At 61.2% G+C, this 23,865-nt stretch carries 22 protein-coding genes; 5 read left to right on the top strand and 17 right to left on the bottom strand.

Features of this window, described 5'->3' with window-relative positions:
- Nucleotides 1-65 precede the first annotated feature (65 nt).
- From pcaF to BN1079_RS02340, 15 genes are all read right to left on the bottom strand, one after another.
- Nucleotides 66-1,271 (bottom strand): 3-oxoadipyl-CoA thiolase, encoded by a 1,206-nt coding sequence (pcaF, locus tag BN1079_RS02410; RefSeq protein ID WP_037022070.1) that lies wholly within the window; start codon nt 1,269-1,271, stop codon nt 66-68.
- The gene (locus tag BN1079_RS02405; RefSeq protein ID WP_139053043.1) at nt 1,268-2,050 is read right to left on the bottom strand and encodes a CoA-transferase subunit beta; all 783 of its coding nucleotides are present in this window, start codon (nt 2,048-2,050) and stop codon (nt 1,268-1,270) included. The genes pcaF and BN1079_RS02405 overlap by 4 nt, the downstream gene beginning before the upstream one ends.
- Entirely contained in the window at nt 2,047-2,904 is an 858-nt protein-coding gene (locus tag BN1079_RS02400; protein ID WP_037022068.1) for a CoA transferase subunit A, read from the bottom strand. The genes BN1079_RS02405 and BN1079_RS02400 overlap by 4 nt, the downstream gene beginning before the upstream one ends.
- A 326-nt stretch (nt 2,905-3,230) precedes the next feature.
- Nucleotides 3,231-4,073, bottom strand: coding sequence for an IclR family transcriptional regulator domain-containing protein (locus BN1079_RS02395; protein ID WP_037022067.1), 843 nt, complete (start codon nt 4,071-4,073; stop codon nt 3,231-3,233).
- A gap of 159 nt (nt 4,074-4,232) precedes the next feature.
- On the bottom strand, nt 4,233-5,495 hold the full coding sequence (locus BN1079_RS02390; RefSeq protein ID WP_414860255.1) for an OprD family porin: 1,263 nt from the start codon (nt 5,493-5,495) through the stop codon (nt 4,233-4,235).
- Between the two features lie 120 nt (nt 5,496-5,615).
- Nucleotides 5,616-6,842, bottom strand: coding sequence for a benzoate/H(+) symporter BenE family transporter (locus BN1079_RS02385; RefSeq protein WP_037022065.1), 1,227 nt, complete (start codon nt 6,840-6,842; stop codon nt 5,616-5,618).
- A 190-nt stretch (nt 6,843-7,032) separates the two neighbouring features.
- The gene (gene catA, locus BN1079_RS02380) at nt 7,033-7,971 is read right to left on the bottom strand and encodes a catechol 1,2-dioxygenase (protein WP_037022063.1); all 939 of its coding nucleotides are present in this window, start codon (nt 7,969-7,971) and stop codon (nt 7,033-7,035) included.
- 72 nt (nt 7,972-8,043) lie between these two features.
- Nucleotides 8,044-8,334, bottom strand: coding sequence for a muconolactone Delta-isomerase (gene catC / locus BN1079_RS02375; protein WP_037022062.1), 291 nt, complete (start codon nt 8,332-8,334; stop codon nt 8,044-8,046).
- A gap of 15 nt (nt 8,335-8,349) precedes the next feature.
- Entirely contained in the window at nt 8,350-9,471 is a 1,122-nt protein-coding gene (locus BN1079_RS02370) for a muconate cycloisomerase family protein (protein ID WP_037022060.1), read from the bottom strand.
- A gap of 28 nt (nt 9,472-9,499) precedes the next feature.
- Nucleotides 9,500-10,843: an MFS transporter gene (locus tag BN1079_RS02365; protein WP_037022058.1), complete on the bottom strand. Its 1,344-nt coding sequence runs from the start codon at nt 10,841-10,843 to the stop codon at nt 9,500-9,502.
- Between the two features lie 76 nt (nt 10,844-10,919).
- Nucleotides 10,920-11,699, bottom strand: coding sequence for a 1,6-dihydroxycyclohexa-2,4-diene-1-carboxylate dehydrogenase (locus BN1079_RS02360; RefSeq protein ID WP_037022055.1), 780 nt, complete (start codon nt 11,697-11,699; stop codon nt 10,920-10,922).
- A gap of 137 nt (nt 11,700-11,836) precedes the next feature.
- Nucleotides 11,837-12,847 carry a benzoate 1,2-dioxygenase electron transfer component BenC gene (gene benC / locus BN1079_RS02355; RefSeq protein ID WP_037022053.1) on the bottom strand — a complete coding sequence of 337 codons (1,011 nt, stop codon included), beginning with the start codon at nt 12,845-12,847 and terminating at the stop codon, nt 11,837-11,839.
- An 11-nt stretch (nt 12,848-12,858) separates the two neighbouring features.
- On the bottom strand, nt 12,859-13,347 hold the full coding sequence (gene benB, locus BN1079_RS02350) for a benzoate 1,2-dioxygenase small subunit (protein WP_037022050.1): 489 nt from the start codon (nt 13,345-13,347) through the stop codon (nt 12,859-12,861).
- Nucleotides 13,348-14,709 carry a benzoate 1,2-dioxygenase large subunit gene (gene benA / locus BN1079_RS02345; RefSeq protein ID WP_037022048.1) on the bottom strand — a complete coding sequence of 454 codons (1,362 nt, stop codon included), beginning with the start codon at nt 14,707-14,709 and terminating at the stop codon, nt 13,348-13,350.
- Nucleotides 14,710-14,921: 212 nt separating this feature from the next.
- Nucleotides 14,922-15,875 (bottom strand): AraC family transcriptional regulator, encoded by a 954-nt coding sequence (locus BN1079_RS02340; protein WP_037022047.1) that lies wholly within the window; start codon nt 15,873-15,875, stop codon nt 14,922-14,924.
- 490 nt (nt 15,876-16,365) lie between these two features.
- Here BN1079_RS02340 and BN1079_RS02335 point away from each other — a divergent pair, with 490 nt between their 5' ends.
- The 5 genes from BN1079_RS02335 to BN1079_RS02315 are packed head-to-tail and all read left to right on the top strand — an operon-like array spanning nt 16,366 to nt 21,448.
- Complete coding sequence (locus BN1079_RS02335) at nt 16,366-17,904, top strand: MBOAT family O-acyltransferase (RefSeq protein WP_037022046.1); 1,539 nt, start codon at nt 16,366-16,368, stop codon at nt 17,902-17,904.
- A gap of 21 nt (nt 17,905-17,925) precedes the next feature.
- Nucleotides 17,926-19,845: an HAD-IIIC family phosphatase gene (locus BN1079_RS02330; RefSeq protein ID WP_037022044.1), complete on the top strand. Its 1,920-nt coding sequence runs from the start codon at nt 17,926-17,928 to the stop codon at nt 19,843-19,845.
- Entirely contained in the window at nt 19,842-20,090 is a 249-nt protein-coding gene (locus tag BN1079_RS02325; protein WP_037022042.1) for an acyl carrier protein, read from the top strand. The genes BN1079_RS02330 and BN1079_RS02325 overlap by 4 nt, the downstream gene beginning before the upstream one ends.
- A 2-nt stretch (nt 20,091-20,092) precedes the next feature.
- Nucleotides 20,093-21,166 carry a hypothetical protein gene (locus BN1079_RS02320; RefSeq protein WP_231850757.1) on the top strand — a complete coding sequence of 358 codons (1,074 nt, stop codon included), beginning with the start codon at nt 20,093-20,095 and terminating at the stop codon, nt 21,164-21,166.
- Between the two features lie 60 nt (nt 21,167-21,226).
- Nucleotides 21,227-21,448 (top strand): hypothetical protein, encoded by a 222-nt coding sequence (locus tag BN1079_RS02315; RefSeq protein ID WP_037022035.1) that lies wholly within the window; start codon nt 21,227-21,229, stop codon nt 21,446-21,448.
- A gap of 25 nt (nt 21,449-21,473) precedes the next feature.
- Here BN1079_RS02315 and BN1079_RS02310 read toward each other — a convergent pair whose 3' ends face one another.
- The gene (locus BN1079_RS02310; RefSeq protein WP_037022032.1) at nt 21,474-22,637 is read right to left on the bottom strand and encodes an NAD(P)-dependent oxidoreductase; all 1,164 of its coding nucleotides are present in this window, start codon (nt 22,635-22,637) and stop codon (nt 21,474-21,476) included.
- Nucleotides 22,638-22,800: 163 nt separating this feature from the next.
- Nucleotides 22,801-23,805 carry a glycosyltransferase family 2 protein gene (locus BN1079_RS02305; RefSeq protein ID WP_074436817.1) on the bottom strand — a complete coding sequence of 335 codons (1,005 nt, stop codon included), beginning with the start codon at nt 23,803-23,805 and terminating at the stop codon, nt 22,801-22,803.
- Nucleotides 23,806-23,865: the final 60 nt, after the last annotated feature.

Raw genomic sequence — 23,865 nt, 5'->3', positions numbered from 1 at the left:
GAGAAGCAAAATAAAAGATGACCTGACCCCCGCAGCGAGGCAGAGCGCAGCTCATCGCAACGCTGTCAGACCCGTTCGATCGCCAGCGCCAGGCCCTGTCCAACCCCCACGCACATGGTCGCCAGGCCCAGCTTGCCACCGTTTTTTTCCAGTTGGTGAATCGCTGTCAGCACCAGCCGTGCACCGCTCATACCCAGCGGATGGCCGAGCGCGATGGCGCCGCCGTTGGGGTTCACCTTGTCGCTGTCATCGGCCAGGCCCAAATCACGGGTCACGGCCAGGCCCTGAGCGGCGAAGGCTTCGTTGAGTTCGATCACGTCGAAATCATTCACCGCGATGTTCAGCCGCTCGCACAGTTTGCGCACCGCCGGCACCGGGCCATAGCCCATGACACGCGGCGCCACGCCGGCGCTGGCCATGCCGAGAACCCTGGCGCGCGGCTGGAGTCCGTACTTCTGCACCGCTTCGGCGCTGGCGAGGATCATCGCTGCCGCGCCATCGTTGACGCCCGAAGCGTTGCCAGCGGTGACGGTCTTGTCCGGGCCGTTGATGGGCCGCAGTTTGGCCAGCACTTCTGCGGAGGTATCTGCACGGGGATGTTCGTCGGTATCGACCACGGTATCGCCCTTGCGACCCTTGATCACCACCGGCACGATTTCTTCGGCGAAGAAGCCGGCCGCCTGGGCGACGGCGGTGCGCTGCTGGCTGCGCAGGGCAAAGGCGTCCTGATCCTCACGGCTGATCTTGTAGTCCTCAGCCACGTTATCTGCAGTCTGCGGCATGGCGTCGACGCCATACAGCTCCTTCATCTTCGGGTTGATAAAGCGCCAGCCAATGGTGGTGTCCTCGATCTTCTGCGTGCGACCAAAGGCCGTGTCAGCTTTGCCCATCACATAGGGCGCGCGGGACATGGACTCCACACCGCCGGCTATGGCCAGCTCGATCTCGCCACAGGCGATGGCGCGAAAGGCGCTCCCCACGGCATCCATACCCGAGGCGCAGAGTCGGTTGAGAGTCACCCCGGGAACGGTTTCCGGGATGCCGGCCAGCAATGCGGCCATACGAGCGACGTTGCGGTTGTCTTCGCCGGCCTGGTTGGCGCTGCCCATGAACACTTCGTCAATGGCCGCCGGGTCCAGTTGCGGGTTGCGCTCCAGCAGCGCGCGAAGCGGAATCGCCGCCAGATCATCGGCGCGCACCGCTGCCAAGCCGCCGCCGAAGCGGCCGATGGGTGTACGCACGGCGTCGCAGATAAAGACTTCGCGGGTCATTCGTCACCTCCAGCCTGGCCATGGGCCGCCGCCGTGCGGGCTTCCAGCGCACGCAGCGCTTCCAGTTCTTCGGCGCGTGGCGCTTCGGTGGTAACGACGTTCTCAGCGAAACGGATGTCCCAGCCGGTGTTCTCGATCACCTGCTCGCGGGTCACGCCCGGATGCAGGGAGGTCACTACGAATTCATTGGTGCCGGCTTCCGGCTCCATGATGCACAGGTCGGTGATGATGCCTACCGGGCCATTGCCCGGCAGCCCGAGCTGCTTGCGATGCTCGCCGCCTTCACCAAAACCAACCGAGGTGATGAACGCCAGCTTGTCGACGAAAGTGCGGTGCGACTGCTTGAGAATGATCAGCACCTGCTTGGCCGAACCGGCAATTTCCGGCGCCCCGCCCGCCCCTGGCAAGCGCACCTTGGGCTGATGATAGTCACCGATCACTGTGGTGTTGATATTGCCGTACTTGTCCACTTGCGCCGCGCCGAGGAAACCGACGTCAATGCGCCCGCCCTGCAGCCAGTAGCGGAAGATCTCGCCGGTAGGCACCACGGTGTCGGCGGTCTCGGCCAGCTCGCCATCTCCGATGGACAGGGGCAACACCGAAGGCTTGGCGCCGATGGGGCCGGATTCGTAGATCAGCACCACTTCCGGTGCATGGGTCAGGCGCGCCAGGTTGGCGGCTTTGGACGGCAGGCCGATGCCGACGAAGCAGACGCTGCCATTGCCAAGGCGACGCGAGGCGGCCACAGTCATCATTTCATTGGTCGTGTAGGTCATCACTTGGCCTCCTGCTGCGCGGCCAGCTTGGCCTGGAATGCACTGAAATCGGCGGTACCGCGGATGAATTCATCGATCCAGGCGGTAAAGGTTTCGCGGCTGCGGGCAATCGGGTCCCAGGCCTGATAGAAGCGGTTGTCGCGCTCGTAGTAGCCATGAGCGTAGGACGGATGTGCGCCACCCGGTACCAGGCAGACGGCGGTTAGCGCCCAGGTTGGCAGCACGCAGGAATTCATCGGCGCCTGCAGGTCATCGACAATTTCCTCAACGGTGACGATGCAGCGCTTGGCTGCCAGAGCCGCTTCCTTCTGTACACCAAGGATCCCGGAGATCAGCACGTTGCCCTTGCGATCGGCCTTCTGCGCGTGGATCACGGTGACGTCCGGACGCACGCTTGGCACTGCCGCCAGCTTCTCACCGGAGAAGGGGCAGTCGATGAACTTGATCATCGGGTTGACCTTCGGCAGATCGGAGCCGAGGTAGGCACGCAGCACCGCGAACGGCAGGCCCGAGGCGCCGGCGACATAGGCATTGGCCAGATCGGCGTGGCTGTGTTCTTCGATTTCCAGCGGCTGCGGCCACTGCTTTTCCACCGCGTCACGCAGGCGGTGCAGGGAACCGACGCCGGGGTTTCCGCCCCAGGAGAAGATCAGCTTCTTCGCGCAACCGGCACCGATCAGCAGGTCATAGACCAGATCGGGCGTCATCCGCACCAGGGTCAGGTCCTTCTTGTCCTGGCGAATGATTTCGTGAGCGGCAGCGGTGGGAATCAGATGGGTGAAGCCTTCAAGGGCGACGGTATCGCCGTTCCTGACGAAGCGATCAATTGCTTCGCGGAGAGAAAGAATCTCGGCCATGGTCATGTCTCGTGTAATGGACTGGATGCACCAACGGATCGGCGCCTTCTCCAAACACTAACCATCGCCCCATAGCGAAACAATCCGATAATCGATTATCCGTTCGATAATCGAACACAAACAGTATTGGCTAAAACTGATACTTCGGCGGGAATTGTCTTTTTCGCGGGCATGGCCCGGTCCTACAGAAGCGGGCTGTACAACCTCTGTAGGGCAGGCAGGTCATGCCTGCGAACAAGGGATCTTCTGGGAACGTCTCGGGTGCCGCGATGAAAGCAGCCTAGGGATCGAATCATCGAACGCGCAGTTGCGCGCTCGTCGAATCCTCAATGAAACAAGCGCGTACTCAGCTCTTTGCTGGCTTCCAGCAGCACCGGCAGGAAGCGGGTTTCCAGTTCCTGGCGAGTCACGCGGCTGACGTGGGTACCAACGTTGAGCGCGGCCAGGACCTGGCCAGCGGAATCTTTCAAGGGCACGGCCAGTGAGCGCAGCCCGATTTCCAGCTCCTGATCGACAATGACCCAGCCCTGCTGGCGAATTTCGGCAACCGATGCACGAATGGCTTCCGGGGTATGCAGCGTGCGGCTGGTCTTGATCTGCAGATTGGCGTTTTCCAAATAATCGTCCAGGGCCGCATCATCCAGCGCGGCCAGCAGGATGCGGCCCATGGACGTGCAGTAGGCCGGTAACCGGCTGCCAACGCTGAGGTCGACGGAAATCAGCCGCTGGGGTGTGGCCGAGCGGGCGACATAGAGCACCTCATCGCCTTCCAGCGTGGCCATGGAGCAGGCCTCGTGGAGCTGGTTGCTGAGCTGGTCGAGGATCGGCTGCGCGGTTACGGCCAGAGGTGTCGAGGACAGGTAGGCGTGGCCGAGGGTCAGCACCTTGGGCAGCAGCGAATAGGTTCGCCCGTCCGTGGTGGCGTAGCCGAGCTTGATCAGCGTATACAGGCAGCGCCGCACCGCAGCTCGGGGGATCTCGGTGCGGTGGCTGATCTGGGCGATGGTCAGATGGCGCTTACGCTCCTGAAAAGCGTGGATGACCGCCAGCCCGCGCGCCAGCGAGCTCATGAAATTCGGGTCGCCTGTCAGCGCTTCGATGCGCTTGGCCGGCGATGCCACGATGGCCGGCGCCATCGGCGCGACAGCGGGGCGAGATTCCTCAGTCATAGCAGACGACCTTGTCAGAAAGCAGCGCTCGATTATCGACCAGGACTTCGATAATCGCAAAATGCCTGGCGCCGCCTGCCCTCCTTATCTGGGTTCGTCACCGCGCCGTCCCAAAGCCACTGACTGACCCGCGGCCAACGGCTGCGGGTCCACAGGACCTTACAGCAGCTGCCAGGTGTAGTTGAAGATCAGGCGGTTCTCGTCGATGTCGCTGCGGTAGTTGGAACGCGCTACGACATTGCGCACACGCACGTTGAGGTTCTTCAGCAGGCCGCTCTGGAAGGTGTAACCCACATCCAGATCGCGCTCCCACTCCTTGCCCTCGAAGCCCCTGCCGGTGTCCACGTTGTCGCCCGAGATATAGCGCACCGTGGTCACCAGACCGGGGATGCCCAGCGCGCTGAAGTCGTAGTCATGGCGAACCTGCCAGGAGCGCTCATCGGCGCCGGCGAACTCATAGGTGGGGACCTCATTGCCCAGCGGCGTGATGTTGTTGAACACGCGCGGAAAGGCGTCATCGCCGAACATGGCCTGATAGCCGACCATAAAGGTGTGCCCGCCATACCTGGCGGAAAGCTGGGTAAACGCCGCCTGGTTGTCGATATTGCCCAGCAGTTGGTCGCCGTCTTCCTTGGAGTCGTAGAAGCCGATGTTGACGCCCAGTACCCAATCTCCCACCGGCTCGCTGTGTTTGAGGCTGTAGAAGCGCTGGTTGTAGATATCCTCCAGCTGCGCGTACCAGACACCCACCGAAGTGCGTTTGTCATTGAAGGCGTAATCGGCAGCGGCGTAGTTGAAGCGGTCGCTCGCCGCATCGCCGCCCAGCTGTGGCGTATGGCCGAGCTTGACGCGCATCTTGCCGTCACCCGCCGCATTCAGCAGGCTGCCGGAACGAAACTGGCCACCTTGCAGGGTCAGGCCGTCGATCTCCCGGGAAACGATACTGGCGCCCTGGTAGGTCGGCGGCAGCAGGCGGATATCGCTGAAGGTGAGCACCGGCAGGTCAGGCGTTTGCTCACCGATCTTTAGCTCGGTTTGCGACAGCCGCACCTTGAGCGCCGCGCCAAGACGGCTGTAGTTGTCCACGGCCTTGCCATCGCTGTCGTTCGGCAACAACCCGGTATTGACCCGCCCCCCGCCGCTGTCGAGTTTGATGCCCAGCTGGCCGAGCAGATCGACGCCGAAACCTACCGTGCCCTGGGTGTAGCCGGAGTTCACTTTGAGAATGAAGCCCTGCGCCCATTCTTCGGATTTGGACTGCTGGCTGGGACCGACGATATCGGAGAAGTCACGGCTGAAATAATAATTGCGTGCCTGCAGGGTCGCCGTGGTGTCCTCAATGAAACCACCCTCGGTAGCGAAGGCAGACGGCATCGCCAAGGAGGCTCCGATAGCCAGGGCCAGCGGAGAGATGTTCAGCATTTTGGTCATGTCTTTTCTCGTTGTTGTTGTTTTTTAGGTACAGGCCAGCGCTTCCCGGGCACAGCAGCGGAAAGCGGCGGCAATTTCGGTTGCTCTTTTCGTTTCTTTTTTAGGTTTAGCTCAGCGCGCCGGCTGTTCGCTTTCGGAAGCGACTGGCGGGTGAGCCGCAACACTTGGCTTGGGCTTCTTCAGCCCCAGCAGAAAATGGGCGGCGATACCGAAGATCAGCCCCCAGAAGGCGGCGGACAGCCCTAGCAGCGACATACCCGAAGCAGTCACCAGGAAGGTGATCAGGGCGGCTTCACGATCCTTCGGAACCGCCATCGCCGAACTCAATGCGCCGCCAATTGCTCCCAGCAGGGCAAGACCTGCAAGGGCTGCGATAAGGGCCGCCGGAAAGGCGGTAAAGATCGAGACCAGGGTGGCGCCGAAAACGCCCAGCAGCAGATAGAACACACCGCCGGAAACGCCCGCGACATAGCGCTTGCCGGGGTCCTCATGGGACTCCCTGCCGGTACAGATGGCGGCAGTGATGGCCGCCAGGTTCAGGCCGTGGCAGCCAAACGGCGCCAGCAGCAATGAGCCCAGCGCGCTGCTGCTGATCAGTGGGCTGGCCGGTGTGTGGTAGCCATCGTTGCGCAGCACCACCATGCCTGGCACGAACTGCCCGGTCAGCGACACCATGACCAGTGGCAAGGCGATGCTGAGCATCACCTGCCAGCTGAATTCCGGCGTGATCCAGACCGGCGTGGCCAGCCCGATTACCAGCGCTCCGCTGTTCAGTTCCCCGCTGGCGAGCGTCATCAGCACGCCCACCACCAGCACGGCGAGCACTGCATAACGGGGCAATACCCGCTTGAAGATCAGGTAGGTGATGAACATCGCCAGCACCAGCCAGGGCTGATCCTTGACCGAAACGAACAGGCCGATGCCGAAGGAAAACAGGATGCCTGCCAGCATCGCCGCGGAAATCGCAGCAGGCAGTTTGCCGATGATGCGATCGAAGGCCCCCGACAGGCCGACCAGCAGGATGATCGCATTGGCGACCAGATAGGCACCGATTGCCTGATTCAGGGAAATGCCCGGCAAGAGCGTGACCAGCAGTGCCGAGCCAGGCGCGGACCAGGCGATGACGATGGGCACTCGATAGCGCAGGCTCAGAAGAATACCGAGCACGCCGCTGCCGATGGAAATGGTCCAGACCCAGGACGACAGCACGTCATGGGGCATGTTGGCCGCCTTGGCCGCCTGGAAGATGATCACCAACGGGCCGGCATAGGAAATCACCGTCGCGATAAAGCCGGCGACCACAGCAGATACCGAACAGTCCTTCAGTAGCGCTTTCATAGTGCCTCGCAAGTCAGGCATGGCTATCCGTGGCAGTGCCCGGATTGCTCTTGTTGTAGAGGTAACGCGGTGAAACGGTGGAACCAGGCGGGTCAACGGTGGATAAAAAGAGCGTTATCCACCCTACGAACCCTGATGCAAACGTAGGGTGGATGGCGCTTTATCATCCACCTTGAGTACCGCGAGAGGCTTAGGCCTCCTGCAGAGCGCGCGGACGCTGACTGCGTTGCTCGGCCTGGGGGGCTGGAGCCTTCTGCAGCTGGAAGTCGAAGTCCACTTCGGCAAAGCGGCCTTCAACACCACGGGCCCGTGCAGCTTCGGCATCTTCATTGAAGCGGATCTCGCCCACCAGGCCATCGCGAGTGGCATAGGCGAAGTCGTCCCACAGGTACTTGTCGCCGGACAGGTTGATCTGCGTGGTCAGGTGACGGTGACCTGGCGCGGAGATAAAGAAGTGGATGTGCGCCGGACGCTGGCCATGACGACCCAGCAGATCGAGGCATTCCTGGGTCGGGCCGTCCGGCGAGCAGCCATAGCCGGACGGTACGATGCTGCGAGCGCGGTAGCGGCCTTCGGCGTCGGTAATGATGCGGCGACGCAGGTTGTAATCCGACTGGCTCTTGTCGAAATAGGAATAGTTGCCCTGGGTATTGGCGTGCCAAAGATCGACCGTAGCGCCAGCGATCGGCTTACCGTCCACGTCGACGACCTGCCCTTCCAGGAACATCACGGTGGCAACGCCATCTTCGCTACCGTCATCCATGCGCACCTGCCCTTCGGCGATCGGCGCGCCAGCGACATACAGCGGGCCTTCGATGGTGCGCGGGGTGCCGCCGGTCAGGCCGGCCTGCTCGTCCTTGGCATCCTGCAGCAGGTCGAGGTAGTGCTCCAGACCGAGGCCGGCAACCAGCAGACCTGCCTCATTACGGCCACCCAAACGGTTGAGGTAATCCACCGCCTTCCAGAACTCATCCTGAGTAATTTCCAGGTCTTCGATGATCTTCGCGGCATCCACCAGAATGCGATTGATCACCGTCTTCAGGCGGCTGCTGCCGGCATCGTTACCGAAGCCGCTGGCTTCTTTGAAGAAGTTCTGTACATGTTCGGTGTGGGAAATTTGGACGGTCATGGTTTGAGCCTCATCTTGTATTTGTCGTTACACGGTTGACGCGCCGGGACGGGCCCGGCCTTGAGCGATTGATCAGCTGTCGTCGTCACGGATCGAGGACGGATGACGGCACAGCGGGTTGACTTCAATATCCATGTAGGGGAACAGCGGCAGCTGCATCAGGGTGTCGTGCAGCTCCTGCACGCTGGCGACATCGAACACGCTGTAGTTGGCGTACTGGCCGGCAATGCGCCACAGGTGGCGCCATTTGCCCTCGCGCATCAGGTTCTGCGCCAGTTCCTTCTCGTCAGCCTTGAGCTTGGCGGCCTTGGCCGGGTCCATATCCACCGGCAGTTTTACGATCATCTTTACGTGGAACAGCATGTTTTCAGCCTCCGGTCAGGTACGAGCGAAGAACGCCAGGCGCTCCTCGTCCAGGGTCAGGCCGAGGCCCGGCGTGCGCGGAACTTCCAGCTGGAAGTCGCGATAAACCGGCGCCTCGGTGACGATTTCTTCGGTCAGCAGCAACGGGCCGAACAGCTCGGTGTGCCAGGTCAGTTTGTTCAGGGTTACGAAGGCATGAGCCGAGGCCAGGGTGCCGATGGCACCTTCGAGCATGGTCCCGCCGTAAAGGGCGATGCCCGCCGCTTCGGCAATCTGGGCAGTACGCAGCACCGCGCGCGGGCCGCCGTTCTTGGCGATCTTCAGGGCGAAGATGCTGGCGGCGCCGTCGGCAGCGAGGCTGAAGGCATCCTCGACGCTCTCGATGGACTCATCGGCCATGATCGGCGCGATGCTGCTCTGGTTCAGGCGGATCTGGCCGCCGCGATTGATGCGCGAGATGGGCTGTTCGATCAGGTCGATACCGTTCTCGCCCAGCACCCGGCAGCCGCGGATGGCCCGGGACTCGTCCCAGCCCTGATTGACGTCGACGCGTACACTGGCGCGCTCCCCCAGGGCCTTCTTGATCGCCACCACGTGCTTGAGATCCTGCTCCAGCGGGTTGGCACCAATCTTCAGTTTGAAGATGCGGTGGCGGCGGATGTCGAGCATCTGCTCGGCTTCGGCGATGTCGCGTTCGGTGTCACCGGAGGCCAGCGTCCAGGCCACTTCGAGACCGTCACGGACGCGCCCGCCGAGCAATTCACTGACCGGCAGACCGAGGCGTTTGCCCTGGGCATCCAGCAGCGCGCTTTCCAGGCCGGACTTGGCGAAGGTGTTGCCCTTGGCGATCTTGTCCAGACGCTGCATGGCGGCGTTGATGTTGCTTGCATCCTGACCGACCAGCATTGGCGCCAGATGGCTGTCGATGTTCGCCTTGATGCTCTCAGGGCTCTCATTGCCGTAGGACAGTCCACCGATGGTGGTGGACTCGCCGATGCCTTCGACACCATCGCTGCAGCGCAGGCGGATGATCACCAGCGTCTGCTTCTGCATGGTGTGCATCGCCAGCTTGTGCGGGCGAATGGTGGGCAGATCGACGATCAGCGTCTGGATGCTTTCGATCAGGATTTGACTCATTGCTAGTCCAACCTCGTGTGATAAGTGTTCAGGCTTTCGCAGCCATCAGCGGAGCTGGCGCGGCGCGCTCAGGCCGCCTGGAAAGCACGAACAGGGTCATGGCAAGCGCAGCGATCACCCCGGGAATGGCGAAGGCGATGAAGTTCAGTTGCAGTGGCAGGTTGATCCCCAGCAGCGCGCCGCCCAGCAGCGGGCCGACGATGGCGCCGTTGCGGCCGATGCCCGAGGCCCAGCCCAGGCCGGTGGAGCGAATCGACAGGCCGTAGAATTGCGCGGCACAGGCGTAAAGCAGGATCTGCGTACCGATTACAGTGGCGCCGGCAATGGTGATCAGGCTGTAGAGCACCGGCATCGGCGTCTTGAAGCCCAGCAGGCTGATGGACAGCACCGACACGGCGAAAAACACCACCACCACCTTGGCCAGGTTGAAGCGATCCCCTAGCCAACCGCCGAGAATGGCGCCGAACATGCCGCCCAGATTGAGCGCCACCAGGAAGGACAGGCTCGATCCCAGGCTGTAGCCAGCATTGGCCATCAGCTTCGGCAGCCAGGAACCCAGCGCGTAGACCATCAGCAGACAGCAGAAGAACGCCACCCAGATCGACAACGTGCCCAGCAGGCGACCGTCGCGAAAGAGTTCGGTCACCGAGGCGCTCTTGGCCTTGGCCTCGACCAGTTCCAGCTCCTCGTCAGCGGCGAATTCCCGCTGCGGCTGGATCTTTTTCAGCAGTGCGCGCGCCTCCTCCATACGCCCCTGGCGCACCAGGAAACCCACCGACTCCGGCAGCTTCCAGAGAATCACCGGCAACAGCAGCAGCGGTACGGCGGCAGCGAAGAACATGGCCTCCCAACCGAAGCGCGGCAGCATGTAGATCCCCAGGCCGGCGGAGAACATGCCGCCCAGGGAATAGCCGCTGAACATGATCGCCACCAGCGTGCTACGCAGCCTCTTCGGCGCGTACTCGTTCATCAGCGCCACCACGTTTGGCATCAGCCCGCCGCAGCCAAGACCGGCCAGAAAACGGAAGATACCGAACTCGGTCGGCGTGCTGGCAAAGCCGTTGAGCACCGTCGCCGTGCTGAACAGCAGAAAACAGATGGCAATGCCCTTCTTGCGGCCGATACGGTCGGCCAGGGTGCCGAAGATCAGCGCACCGAACATCATCCCGAACAGTGCGTAGCTTCCTAGTGCGCCGGCCTGCAGCGGGGTCAGGCCCCACTCCTGCATGATCACCGGCAAAACCACGCCGTAGATGAACAGGTCGTAGCCGTCGAAGATCAGCAGCAGTGCGCACAGGCACATGACCAGCCAGTGAAACTGGCTGAAACGAGCGTTATCGATAACCTCGTGAACATCTATTCTTTTCTGCATGGCAAAGCGCTCTCTATTGTTTTTGTTGTGAAACCAAGCTGAATTTCTGCCGTTCAAGTAGCTCTCACGAGCCGTTTCAACCCTGATCGCCACCGCCTACCGGCAGGGTTACACCGGTGATGTAACTGGCATCGTCAGAGGCCAGGAACAGGATCGCGCCGGCCTGCTCATCGATGGTTCCGTAGCGCTTCATCTGGGTGGAATCGATGGTCTGGTCGACGATCTGCTGGTACCAGACTTTCTCCTGCTCGCTCTGCTCGGCGCTGTTGCGCGGGATGCGGCGCGGCGGCGCTTCAGTACCGCCTGGTGCGGTGGCGTTGACGCGGATACCGCGCTGAGCGTTTTCGAAGGCAAGGCAGGCGGTCAGTGCATTCACGCCACCCTTTGCGGCGCCGTAAGGCACGCGGTTGATGCTGCGGGTGGCAATCGAGGAAACGTTGACGATGGCGCCAGCGCCCTGCTCCAGCATGTGCGGCAGCGCGGCGTGGCAGCACCAGAGCGTGGGGAACAGCGAGCGGCGCACTTCGGCTTCGATCTCGTGCTCCTGGTAATGCTCGAAGGGCTTGGCCCAGATGGTGCCGCCGACGTTGTTGACCAGAATGTCCAGCCGGCCGAAGCGCTCCCTGGCCGCATCCATAACCCGGTGGCAATCGGCGAACTGCTCAAGATCGGCAGTCAGGGTCAGCACGTCGACACCCTTGGCGCCCAGCTCGTCGGCCAGTTCATGGACCAGCTCGGAGCGATCCACCAGCAGCAGCCGGCCACCCTCCTCACTCATGCGCTCGGCCACCCGACGACCAATGCCCTGGGCAGCTCCGGTGATAACGGCAACCTTGTTTTCGAAACGCTTGTTCATCTACCTGTCCTCGATTCGTACGGCTATCGCCGTGGCGAGCAGTTTTTGTAGGAGCGAGCTTGCTCGCGAAAGGCGCCCCCCGCCGAACGGGGCTTCGCGGGCAAGCCCGCTCCTACAAGGTCGGCTGTGTCCGCCCCTCAAGCGCTGGCGGCGAATTTCTCGTAGTAGAAGTTCGCTGGCTGCAGGCCCTGCTCACGGATGAACTGGCTGACGGCCTCGACCATCGGTGGCGGGCCACAGAGGTAGATGTCCACTTCGCCGTCGTTCAGGTGCTTCGGCTCGATGTGCTGGGTGACATAGCCCTTGTGCGGCCAGGCACTTTCCGGGCTGGCTACGCAGGCGCTGTAGGTGAAATTGGGAATCCGCGCCGCGAAAGCCTCGAGCTTGTCCATTTCCACCAGATCGTGATCCATGGTGACGCCATAGATCAGGTGCAGCGGATGCTCGCTCCCTTGCTCGGCGATCTTCTCCAGCATGGCGGTAAACGGCGCCAGGCCCGTGCCGCCAGCCAGCAACAGCAGGGGACGCCTGATGTCACGCAGGTAGAAGCTGCCCAGGGGGCCTGCCAGGGTGAGGCTGTCGCCGGCCTTGGCCAAGCCGGTAAGGAAGCTGCTCATCAGCCCGCCCGGCACGTTGCGGATCAGGAAGCTGACCTCGCCATCGCGGGGCAGCGAGCTGAAGGAATAGGCACGGGTCTGATCGCTGCCCGGCACCTTGAGGTTGACGTACTGCCCGGGCAGGAACGCCAGCTGATTCAGGGCTTCACCCTTGAGCGAAAGAGTGATGGTGCTTTCGGAGAGCTGGCGCACGTCGCTGATGGCTGCCTCGAAGCAGACCTGTTCGGTCTTGCAGACCTCGGACGAGGCCGGCACACGAATCACGCAATCGCTTTCGGCGAGCATCTGGCAGGTCAGCACGTAGCCCTGCTCGGCCTCGTCTTCGCTCAGCGCATCTTCGATGTATTCCTCACCGAGGTCGTACTTGCCCGCCTCGGCGAAGCATTTGCAGGCACCACAGGCACCGTCGCGACAATCCAGCGGGATGTTGATGCCCTGGCGATAGGCAGCGTCGGCGACGGTTTCGCCGCTATTGGCGTCGATAAAACGAGTGACGCCATCTTCGAAGTTCAAAGCAATCTTGTGAGTCATGGCGGCAGCCCTCAGAGGTGGTACACGTCGATCATCTGGCGGATGTAGTCGTTCTTCAGCACAACCTTCTTGGCCTTGATCAGCGGGTTGTCGCCGCGCACGTCGAGGGTGTAGAAGTTGGTGCCGTAGAAATGGTCGACGGTCTTGTAGCGGAAGCTCATGGTGTGCCAGTTGTAGCGCAGCTTGCAGAAGCCGTCGGCCTGCTCCAGCAGCTCGAGGTTGCTGATGTTGTGCGTGGTCCGGGTATCCGGAATGGTGGCACTGGAGCGCTCGGTCTTGATGCGGAAAACACGGTCTTCCAGGCCACGACGGTTGCCGTACCAGATCAGCGAAATTTCACGCTGCGGGTCTTCGGTCAGCTGATCGCGGTCATCCCAGGCCGGCATCCAGAAGGTGGCATCCGGGGCATAAAGCTCCAGCCAGGCGTCCCATTCCTTGTCGTCGAGGTAGCGCGCTTCGCGGTAGAGAAAATCCCGCACGGCTTCGTAAGTAATGGCCATTTACGCGCCCTCCACGTGGATCAGTTTCGCCTGTTCGGCCTCGACCGCCTTGATCATCTGCTCCTGCCAGTAGCGGTGCTGCATGACGAACAGCCCTTCATCCTCCGAGCGCACACCGCTGAGCAGCGGCTGCAGGTCGATCTCCTTGGCGCTTTCATCCGGCCCTTCGATCCAGTGTTTGGCACCGCGGGACATGTCGTTCCACTCCATGGCACGGCCCTGGAAACCGGCCTGGCAGGCGCGGAACTCTTCCAGATCGTCGGGCGTTGCCATGCCGCTGACGTTGAAGAAGTCCTCGTACTGGCGGATGCGGGTGGCGCGCGCTTCGGCGCTTTCGCCTTTTGGCGCGATGCAGTAGATGGTGACTTCGGTCTCGTCCACCGAAATTGGACGGGCAATGCGCAGCTGCGAGCCGAACTGGTCCATCAGGTACAGGTTCGGGTACAGGCAGAGGTTGCGCGAGTTGCCGATCATCCAGTCCGCGCGGGCTTCGCCGACTTCAGCAACCAGCTCATCGCGGCGGCTGAACAGAGGGCGGTCTTCCGGGTTGTCCCAGCGCGTCCAGAGCAGCATGTGGCCGTTTTCGAAGGAGTAGAAACCGCCGCCCTTCTTGCCCCAGCCGCCGGCGCTCATGGTGCGGATTTCCTCACCGGAGTCGCGCAGCTTGCGCTGGTTCTGGGTAGCGGCGTAGTTCCAGTGCACCGCGGTGACGTGGTAACCGTCAGCACCGTTCTCCGCAGTCAGCTTCCAGTTGCCGCCGAAGACGTAGCTGGAGGAGCCGCGCAGCACTTCGATGCCGTCATCCGACTGGTCGACCACCATGTCGATGATCTTCTTCGACTCGCCGAGGAATTCCTCCAGCGGCGCAACGTCTTCGCGCAGGCTGCCGAAGAGAAAACCGCGATAGGACTCGAAGCGGGCAACCTTCTTCAGGTCATGGGAGCCTTCGCAGTTGAAGCTTTCCGGGTAGCCGGCTTCCTTGGGGTCTTTGACCTTGAGCAGCTTGCCGGAGTTATTGAAGGTCCAGCCATGGAACGGGCAGGTATAGGTGGCCTTGTTGCCGCTCTTGAAGCGGCACAGCATCGCTCCGCGATGGCTGCACGCATTAATGAAGGCGTTGAGCTCACCTTCCTTGTTGCGGGCGATAAAGATCGGCTGCCGACCCATGTAGGTCGTGTAATAGTCGTTCTTTTCGGGAATCTGGCTTTCGTGGGCAAGGTAGATCCAGTTGCCCTCGAAAATGTGTTTCATCTCCAGCTCGAACAACCGCTCGTCCGTGAACATCTCGCGCTTGCAACGGAAGATGCCTTTTTCTTTGTCGTCTTGAACAAGCGAATCCAGGTAATCGATTCCCAGGGACATGGCCGGGGCCTCCATTGTTTTTGTTTCAACGTGATGAAGGCTATTGCGCGGAGAGAGGGATCAATATCCGTTTCCTGCAGCACCTCTATCCGTTTTCTGCAATGTGGCATGGAGTCGCACGACCAAGCCCAGCCATGGGCCGTCGAGTCGGGAACGCAAACGTGGGAGAAGGAAAAGGCTGCTAGCCGCGCCGGGTAGCAGCCTGAGGGGAATCAGTGGTGGCGGCGCAGCGTATCGGAAGGCAGCTCGCCGAAGGTGCTCTTGTAGCTTTCGGAAAAACGACCCAGATGCAGGAAGCCATAGTCCATGGCGATCTCGGTGATGTTGCGAACCTTGGCCGCAGGGTCACTGAGACGGCCGTGAATCTGCTCAAGCTTCCTCTTGCGAATATAGGACTTGGGCGTCGTACCGACCTTGCGCTCGAACAGGCTGTAGAGCGAACGCGGACTCATACGCGCCAGCTGCGCCAATTGCTCGACGGAGATGTCCTTTTTCAGATGCTCTTCAATGTAGTCGAGGATGCGCCCGAATGAGGGGCAGCTCTCGCCCTGCGATTCATACTGCACATTGCTGGCAAAGGTGCACAGCAGTTTGGAGGCAATGATGCGTCCGTACTGTTCCTGGAGCTGCGCAGCGCAATTCTCGGCTTTCGCTTCCTGACAAATCAGCCCGAGCAGGCTCTCTACACCTTCGAGCGACTTGAGGTCATAGCGACTTGCACTGAACCGGATGCCCTCGGCCGGCGCATGCCATTGGTTGTCAGCGCAGGCCTGCTGGAGAAAAGAGGCTGGCAGTTTGACGATCAGCTTTTCGCAATCCTCGGAATAGGTCAGGTCCACCGGATCGTCAGGATTAATCAGCAACAGCTCACCAGGGGTGAAGTAATGCTCCTCCCCGCGACCACGCCACAGGCAATGACCACGCTGCAGCAATTGCAGGTGATAGATGGTTTCCAGAGCCGGCGAAGTGACGTGCACACTGCCGCCGTAGCTGATCTGGCAAAGGTCCAGCTTGCCGAAACTGCAATGACTCAGGCTGGCCTGCAGGCTGCCGGAACGCGGTAGCCGGATGCAGTGGGTACCGACATGCTGATTTACATAGTCCGATACCGCATGGGGATCGGCTTGCTCGAAGACCGTATTTTTTGCACCAAGCAGACTAACCATCACAAGGCACTCTTTATATTTATTGGCGATGTGGGCGCCTCAGTGCCGCCGCCATCGGGCAGCTCCTAACGCCAGCATCAGGCAGAGTACTGCTGGACTGGAGCTTAGAAGATACGACCAAGGCACAACACTCAGGCCGTGCGATAACCGCACGCTTTCGGAATGAGGCGATCGCCGGCCGCTTAATTCCATATGGCCAATCCACCATCCCTTTTACACCCGATGACCTCCTCTAGGCGGCACTAGAACCTGCTCCCCGCAGCTCTCGCCTGCGCACCGGACAACGTTGTTTTGCGCGGTGACGAACGGCGGAATCTTTTTATTACAAAGCGTGTCCCACTTAACGGACCAGGATTAAGTTTCACAGTTGAAACTTGAACAAATCCTTGGCTGCGGTGCGAAAGCAAAAGGGGACGAGCATCCAGCCTGGATGCTCGCGGGGCAGCTACCGTCCAAGCGGACGTTATGAAGACTCGAAAGGGATATACCGATGCTCTTCAACTCCATGGAATTCATCGCCGGATTTCTGCCGGTGGTTCTGCTGGGTTTCATCCTGCTCGCAGGAAGCGGCAGGCAGCGTTACGCCGCCATCTGGCTAACTCTGACCTCCCTACTCTTCTATGGTTGGTGGAACCCCGCCTACGTACCGCTGCTGATCGGCAGCATGCTGTGCAACTACCTGATCGGTGGAGCCCTTGTGCGCCGCCCGTCGCGGGCCCTGCTGATACTGGGGGTTACCGCCAACATCGCCTTGCTCGGCTACTACAAATACACCGGGTTTCTTTTCGGCACGCTCGACCAGGCCTTTGACCTGGGCTGGACGGTGGGCGACATCATCCTGCCGCTGGCCATCTCCTTTTTTACCTTTCAGCAGATTGCCTATCTGGTCGACGCCCATGACGGCCAGGTGAACGAAAACGATTTCGTCAGCTACTGCCTTTTCATCAGCTTCTTCCCTCAGCTGATAGCCGGCCCGATCACCCATCACAAGGAGATGCTCAGTCAGTTCAAGGATTACGACACCTTTGCCCCGCGACTGGACAATATCTCCCTGGGGCTGACCGTCTTCCTGCTCGGCCTGTTCAAGAAAGTGATCATCGCCGATCCGTTGGGCGCACAGGCCTCGCCGGTCTTCGCGATTGCCGCCGACGGCACGGTTCCGGCTCTCTATGACGCGTGGTTTGGCGCGCTTTCGTACACGCTGCAGATCTATTTTGATTTTTCCGCATACAGCGACATGGCCATCGGCCTGGCGCTGCTGTTCGGGGTGCGCCTGCCGATCAACTTCAATAGCCCTTTCAAGGCGCATAACGTTATCGACTACTGGTCGCGCTGGCATATGACGCTGACGCGCTTTCTCACGGCCTACATTTACAACCCCATTGTCATGCGGATCACTCGCTCGCGCATGGCAGCCGGCAAACCGCTGCCTCGCCGAGGCAAGATGAGCCTGGGCACTTTCGTCATATTGGTGGCCTACCCCACCGTGCTGACCATGTTCATCTCCGGTGTCTGGCACGGTGCCGGCTGGCAGTTCGTTGTATTTGGTCTGCTGCACGGCTTTTACCTGGTGGTCGCCCACGGCTTTCGAGCCTGGAAGGTACGTCGGGGGTTGCCGCTCGACAGCGACAAGCACCTGTATCACTGCGCCGCCGTGCTGCTGACCTTTCTCTGCGTGGTCGTGGCCATGGTGTTCTTCCGCGCCGAAAGCGTTCAGGCGGCGCTGGCGATACTCACCGGTATGGTCGGCCTGAGCGAGCTGAGCACCAAGTTTGACAAGTCGGATTACCTCACCCTGGCGCTGCTGCTGGCCTTTGTCTGGCTGATGCCCAATGTGCAGCAGTGGATGGCGCACTTTCGCACCGCCCTGGATGCAAAACCTCAGGAGAGCTGGCTGCTGCGCTGGCTACCTGCCGCCTCCTGGAGGCCGACACCCGTCATTGGCGTCGCCATCGGCATGCTGGGTTTCTTCGCCCTGGGCGTGGCGTTCTCCGTTGCCCCTACAGAGTTTCTCTACTTCCAGTTCTGACTTTTCAGGGAGAACACAGGCATGGATCAGCTTCTCTGGCTAGCCGAACACCCGGACTTGAGTGCAGCCATCGGCGCAGGCAAGCGCGAGACAGATTCGCTCGCTCGGCTGCGGGCTGCCAAAAGCCTGACCGGTTACCGACGGGACTTCACCCTGACGATGCGCCTGGACCGGCTGGCGAGCGAAGGCCTGCAGGCAGTCGCCAGGGGCGAAGCAACCGTTGCGGATCTGCGCCCGCTGCGCATTGCCCTGCTTGCTTCGCATACGGTGGACCATCTGCTGCCAGCGATCCGCGTGGCCGGGCTGCAACGAGGCCTGGCGCTCGCGCTTCATGTGGCACCCTACGGCATGTACCGCCAGGCGTTGCTGATGGATGACCCGGAACTGGCGAGCTTCGCTCCGCAATTGATAGTGCTGGCGCTGGACGCCCGCGACGCACCCTTACAGCTGCCGCTAGAGGCCTCGACCGAAGAAGTGAACGCGGCGGTGAATGCACGGGTCGAGGAGCTGCGCCTGCTGTGGCGTCGCGCCCGCGAGCGCTACGCGGCGCAGGTGGTTCAGCAGACCATAGTGCCGGCCGACCCGCCGATCTTCGGCTCGTTCGAAGCGCTGGTGCCGGCTTCGCCCTGGGCCCTGATCGAGCAGCTCAACACAGCCATCCGCCGTGCCGCCCAGGAAGACGGCGTACTGCTGATGGATCTCGCCTGGGAAGCGGCACGCGGCAGCTACGGCGATGGCCTGGCCGAGCCGCTGCGCTGGCACCAGGCCAAGCAGCTGGTCAGCCCGAACCTGGCACCGCTGTACGGCGACCAGCTGGCTCGCATCGCCGCTGCGAGCGTCGGGCTATCGCGCAAATGCCTAGTGCTGGACCTGGACAACACCCTGTGGGGCGGTGTTGTCGGCGACGATGGCGTCGAGGGCCTGCATCTGGGACAAGGCTCGCCCAGCGGGGAAGCCTTTCTCGCCTTCCAGCGCTACGCCGCGTTGCTGGCGCGGCGCGGGATAATCCTCGCGGTGTGCAGCAAGAACGATCAAAACATCGCCGAAGCGGCATTCAACCACCCGGAAATGGCGCTCAGGCGCAGTGACATCGCCGCCTTTGTCGCCAACTGGGAGGACAAGGCCACAAACTTGCGCCGCATCGCTTCAACCCTGGATATTGGCCTGGACAGCCTGGTCTTCGTCGACGACAACCCAGCCGAGCGCGATATCGTGCGTCGCGAGCTGCCGCAGGTTGCGGTGCCGGAGTTGCCTGATGACGTCGCTGACTATCCGGCACGCCTGGCAGCAGCGGGCTATTTCGAAGCCGTTTCCTTCACCTCGGACGACACCACGCGAGGGCGCAACTACGCGCTGAATGCCGAGCGCAAGGCGGCCCTGAGCCAAGCCACCGATATGGAAGGCTATCTGCGTGGCCTGGAGATGGTGCTGCATGCCAGCCCAATCGGTGACGCCGAGCTTGCCCGCAGCACCCAGCTGCTCAACAAGACCAACCAGTTCAACCTCACCACGCGCCGCTACAGCGAAGCGGAGGTCGAGCGCATTGCGCGAGATACAGGCTCAGTGACGCTGGCGTTCCGTCTGGCAGACAAGTACGGCGACAACGGGCTGATCAGCGTCGTGCTGGCGCGCCCCGACCCAGCTTTCGCCGATGATGAATTACTCATCGACAGCTGGCTGATGAGCTGTCGGGTACTGGGCCGCCAGGTCGAGGAAGCCGTGCTCGAAGTGCTGGTCAATGCAGCCAGGGCGGCCGGCTATCGCACCCTGATCGGCGAATACCGACCCAGCGGCCGCAACGGCATGGTCGCCGAACACTATCCGAAGCTGGGTTTCGTCCAGCACCCCGTGCACACCGAGGCCGCCAGCGATGCAAGCTTCTGGCGCTACGACCTCGACTCCAACCACTCTACTCGACATTTCATCGAGGTAAGGCCATGACCGAAGCAGAAGTTATCAACGCACTCGCGCCGGTATTTCACGATGTATTCGACGACGACAGCATCGTCCTCTCGCCGGAAATGACGGCCAACGATATCGACGGGTGGGACAGCCAGACCCACGTGATGCTTACGGTCGCGGCTGAACAGCGCTTCGGCATCAAATTTCGCACGGCGGAGCTGGAATCGCTGCGCAACGTCGGCCATTTCGCCCAGGTCATCAGTGCCAAGCTCGAGGGAAGGTAGACATGCATCAGAACGCTAGAGAGTCCGCAGCCGGGAGCGACGATGAGCAGACAGCTACCGGCACTTCAGACCCATCGCCGGCCTGGTACCTCCTGGCGGTTCTGGCAGGTCTTGTCGGGGCACTGGCCTTGTTCTGGCTGACGCTCTTTGGCCTGGATCGGAGCGGCAATCTGCCGCCACCTGCGTTCTCCAACAACCTGTGCGTCGACGAAAAACTCAACTTCCTGCGGGACCATCCGATTCACGCACCCAACCTGCTGATCATCGGGTCCTCAGTGGCCTGGCGGCACGTAGATGGCAATGCGCTGGTCCAGGCCATGCCGAAGACCCGCCCCATGAACGGCGCGTTCTGCGGGCTGTTCGCCAACCAGTCGACTTACGTCGGCCACTGGCTACTCGACCAGGAGCCGAGCATTCGTAGTGTCGTGATGATCACCAACCCGCAGGACTTTACGGGGTGCTGGAAGGTGCCGACTGCAGTTTTCAGCCGCGAGGATGTCACGCCCTTCGTTTATGAGCGCGCGCCACGGTGGGGATACTACATGCGTTATTTCGCACCCCAGTCGCTTGTGCGCAACGCGCTGAGCGTCAAGGCACAGCGCGCCGGAGAAATCGAATGGGACCCGCTGGTTTTCAATCGCTTCGGTGACGGTCCGCTGCGGACCGACAACACCCGTGAACTCCTGTATGGCCGCCCGGACGCGCTGGACCAGAACTGCTTCGATGCCCTGCAAGAGATGAGCTCACGCCTGCGGCGCGAAGGTCGCACCCTGCTCGTGGTATCCACGCCACTACACCCGCAATGGAAAGAAAAATACGATCCAGACAGCTCTTTTCTCGCCAGCTTCGACGCACGTATCGAGGCTGCTCTGGATGCTGCCGGAGGCACCTACTGGAACGCCGACAAGGACTGGTCGACGCCATCGGATTCCTTCGTAGATGCGGTGCATTTGCGCTGGTCCGCCGTTCCAGAATTTACCCAAGCGCTTGCCGAGCAGATGAACAAAACCGCCAGCCAGACGGCTGCACCGAATGTGGCCAACCGTTCCGCCGAACGGCGATTGCCGATCTTTTGACACCATGCTATCTAAGTGACTGTATCCCGTCGTACCACGCAAGTTCCAGGGAAGAAAGACATGGACACTAAAACGGTTGCAATGACAGGTGCCGAGCAGTGGGGAGTTGTCTACTCGTACGGCAGCGTATTGGCGGTATTCGATAACGAGCAGGATGCTTTACTCGAAGCGAACAGCTTCGGGGGCGCAACGGTGAGGCTGGTTGAGGAAGCGTTGGGCGTAAGCGGCGACAGCAAACCCGACGCCGCTCTGCCATTGCTGGCGGCTCAGGCCATCGCCTGAGCCATAAGGAAGGACAAGGGCGGCGTTACCGTACCGCCGCCCTTGCATAGCCGCTGACTCTCAGAGCCGGCCTCGGCCTGATGATGCTCTGGCGCTGCCTGAGAATGATGTCCAGCACCCGGCTTGGCTGAACCTCGATGTCATCGAAGGTGATCATCTGGCCAGGTTCAAGGGCCCGCTTGAGCACCGTATGGCGCAGCAACCCGATCGGTACATGGTCCGGTTCTTCCACGAGGCGCACTGCCTCACCGCGCACATCGAACCCACCGATACCACGCACGATCGTCTCACCAGGCTTCATTGCGCGCTTGGCTATGGCCGCCACGCCCAGCGTCGGCCTGGTCGAGTTGTTCAGCAGCACACCTCCCCCCGCAAGCACACGCCGTACCGTTTTCCCGACCTCCAGCGAGCAGAGGTGGAATGGCCGCGTAAGTACATAGTACGGACCGGGACCCAGCTTGAAGTACTCAAGTGCCGGGGCCTGAACTTCATCGTGGCGACAGACCAGAAATACGCCGCCGGCCGGATAACCGCTGGGGATGACGTAGTCCACGATCGGCTGGCCGGCGGCTTCAGCAATCAGCCCCAGCACATTGGCACTGCGATTGAGGTCAGTGGAAGCCAGACCTTCCAGGCCAGGCCGGGAGATGGTCGCGCCAAAACCATTGCCCACGACCACCTGCTCGATCTGCACCTTGGTGCCGTCAGTGAACGAGGTGGTCTGTTCGATACTGATCCCCTGCCGTTTCGACCAGTAAGCCATGTCTTCACGGGTGGGGTTATGGTCGAGGTAGCCTTTCATGTTGCCGTATACGAGGGGCTTGAAGCCCATCTGCACGGCGTCCTCATGCAGCGCGGCAAGCGAGCCGGGCTGATCGCCTTCGGCCTCGGTAAGCAGCCCTTTTCCCGCCAGGCATGAACCGGTGGTGACCTGCAATTCGGCGTTCACGGTAACCACCGGCAAACCGGCTTCGAATGCACGCTCGATGACAGAGGTTCCAAAGAACACGTCGCCGCTGCATTCGACGATAAGGTCTGAATGCTCGACAAGCTCGTCAATGGAGTTGGTCAGCGCTCCCGGCAGCGGAAAGTCGCTTAGTGCATCCACCTTTCGGCGCGTAAGCACTCGGCTTATCCGCAACTCGGGATAATGTTGCATGATCAGCCGCACGAAGCAGCGCGAAATCATGCCAGTGCCGGAAACACCCACTCTCTTTTGTATTGTGGTGGCCATCTGGAAAATCCCTTTTTAGCGACCCTGTTTCGGACCGCCTCCTACAAAAAAAGTTGTATCTAAAGATCTACAGGGAATACCGGTTCAGGGAGGTATCTGGCCCCTTCATGGTGTAGCGTTAGGTCTCAAGCGGCTCCGCTGCCAGCGCCTCGCCTTTTGGCAGTGCCGTCGACTCCGAAAAGTACTGACGAACGGTCACCCCGAGCGCCTCGACAGGTGCGTCAGCTGGCTCCGCTTCAGGTGAGAACTTCCAGGCTTCCAGCAGGCCGGCGAATACGGTACGGGCTTTGAAAGACTGGCCAAGCCACAGCAAACGCATCACCAGTTTCAGGCGCGATAAGAACAGCAGCGGTACACGCCGCCAGTGGTGATAAGCGCGGGCGATAAACAACTCGTTGCGGACGAAATGCCGGTGCAACGCAATCCGCTGCGGGTTCGTTTCACGATGGATGTCAATCGAGCCGCTGACGCTGCGCAGATGCATAACGCGGCTCTCGGCAACCAGGTAGCCTGGCGTTTCCTGGCTGATACGCAGGGTGAATTCGGTATCGTCGCCCCACATGAACATCGCCGCGATCGGCAGCCCGTGGCGCTGCAAAGACAAACGAGGCACCAGAATCGAGACGTAAGTCGCCGGGCGCACTGGAACCAGACCGAACTGCAGCAGAGCCGGCCAGTTCTCATAGCCGATGGGATTGGTGCGCGTGTCCACCTGGGGCACGTTGGTCAGCAGACCATCGCCGGTATAAGCCGTGGAAAGCAGAAAGGAATAAGGCTGCTCGCGGGCGTCGAGCGTATCTCGGGCATCTAGCAGACGTTGCAGTGCGTCCGGCTCGGGTATGACATCGTCATCCATCATCCAGATGAAATCGGCACCCTTCTGGTAAGCGATGCGAAACCCGGCGCTGAAACCGCCCGAGGCGCCGGTATTGCGCGACAACTCGTAGACTTGGAGATTCGGCAGCTGCAATTGCAGCAGCATCTCCAGCGTTCCGTCACTGCTTGCATTGTCCACCACGATGATGCCGTCGCAAGGGCGACTCTGGCCATTGATCCCCTCCAGACAGCGTTTCAGCAAATCCTTGCGTTTGTACGACAGTACGACTGCGTAAATTTTGTCCATAGTGCCGCTCTCTGATCTGGCTCTGCTCCGACCAGCCAAACGAAGCCGGGTTCAGGCATC

Origin of the sequence: Pseudomonas saudiphocaensis, assembly GCF_000756775.1 — a bacterium.
GTDB classification, from domain to species: Bacteria; Pseudomonadota; Gammaproteobacteria; order Pseudomonadales; family Pseudomonadaceae; genus Stutzerimonas; species Stutzerimonas saudiphocaensis.
Note: the sequence above shows the minus strand (reverse complement) of the source record. Positions and strands in the feature narration are given on the sequence as shown.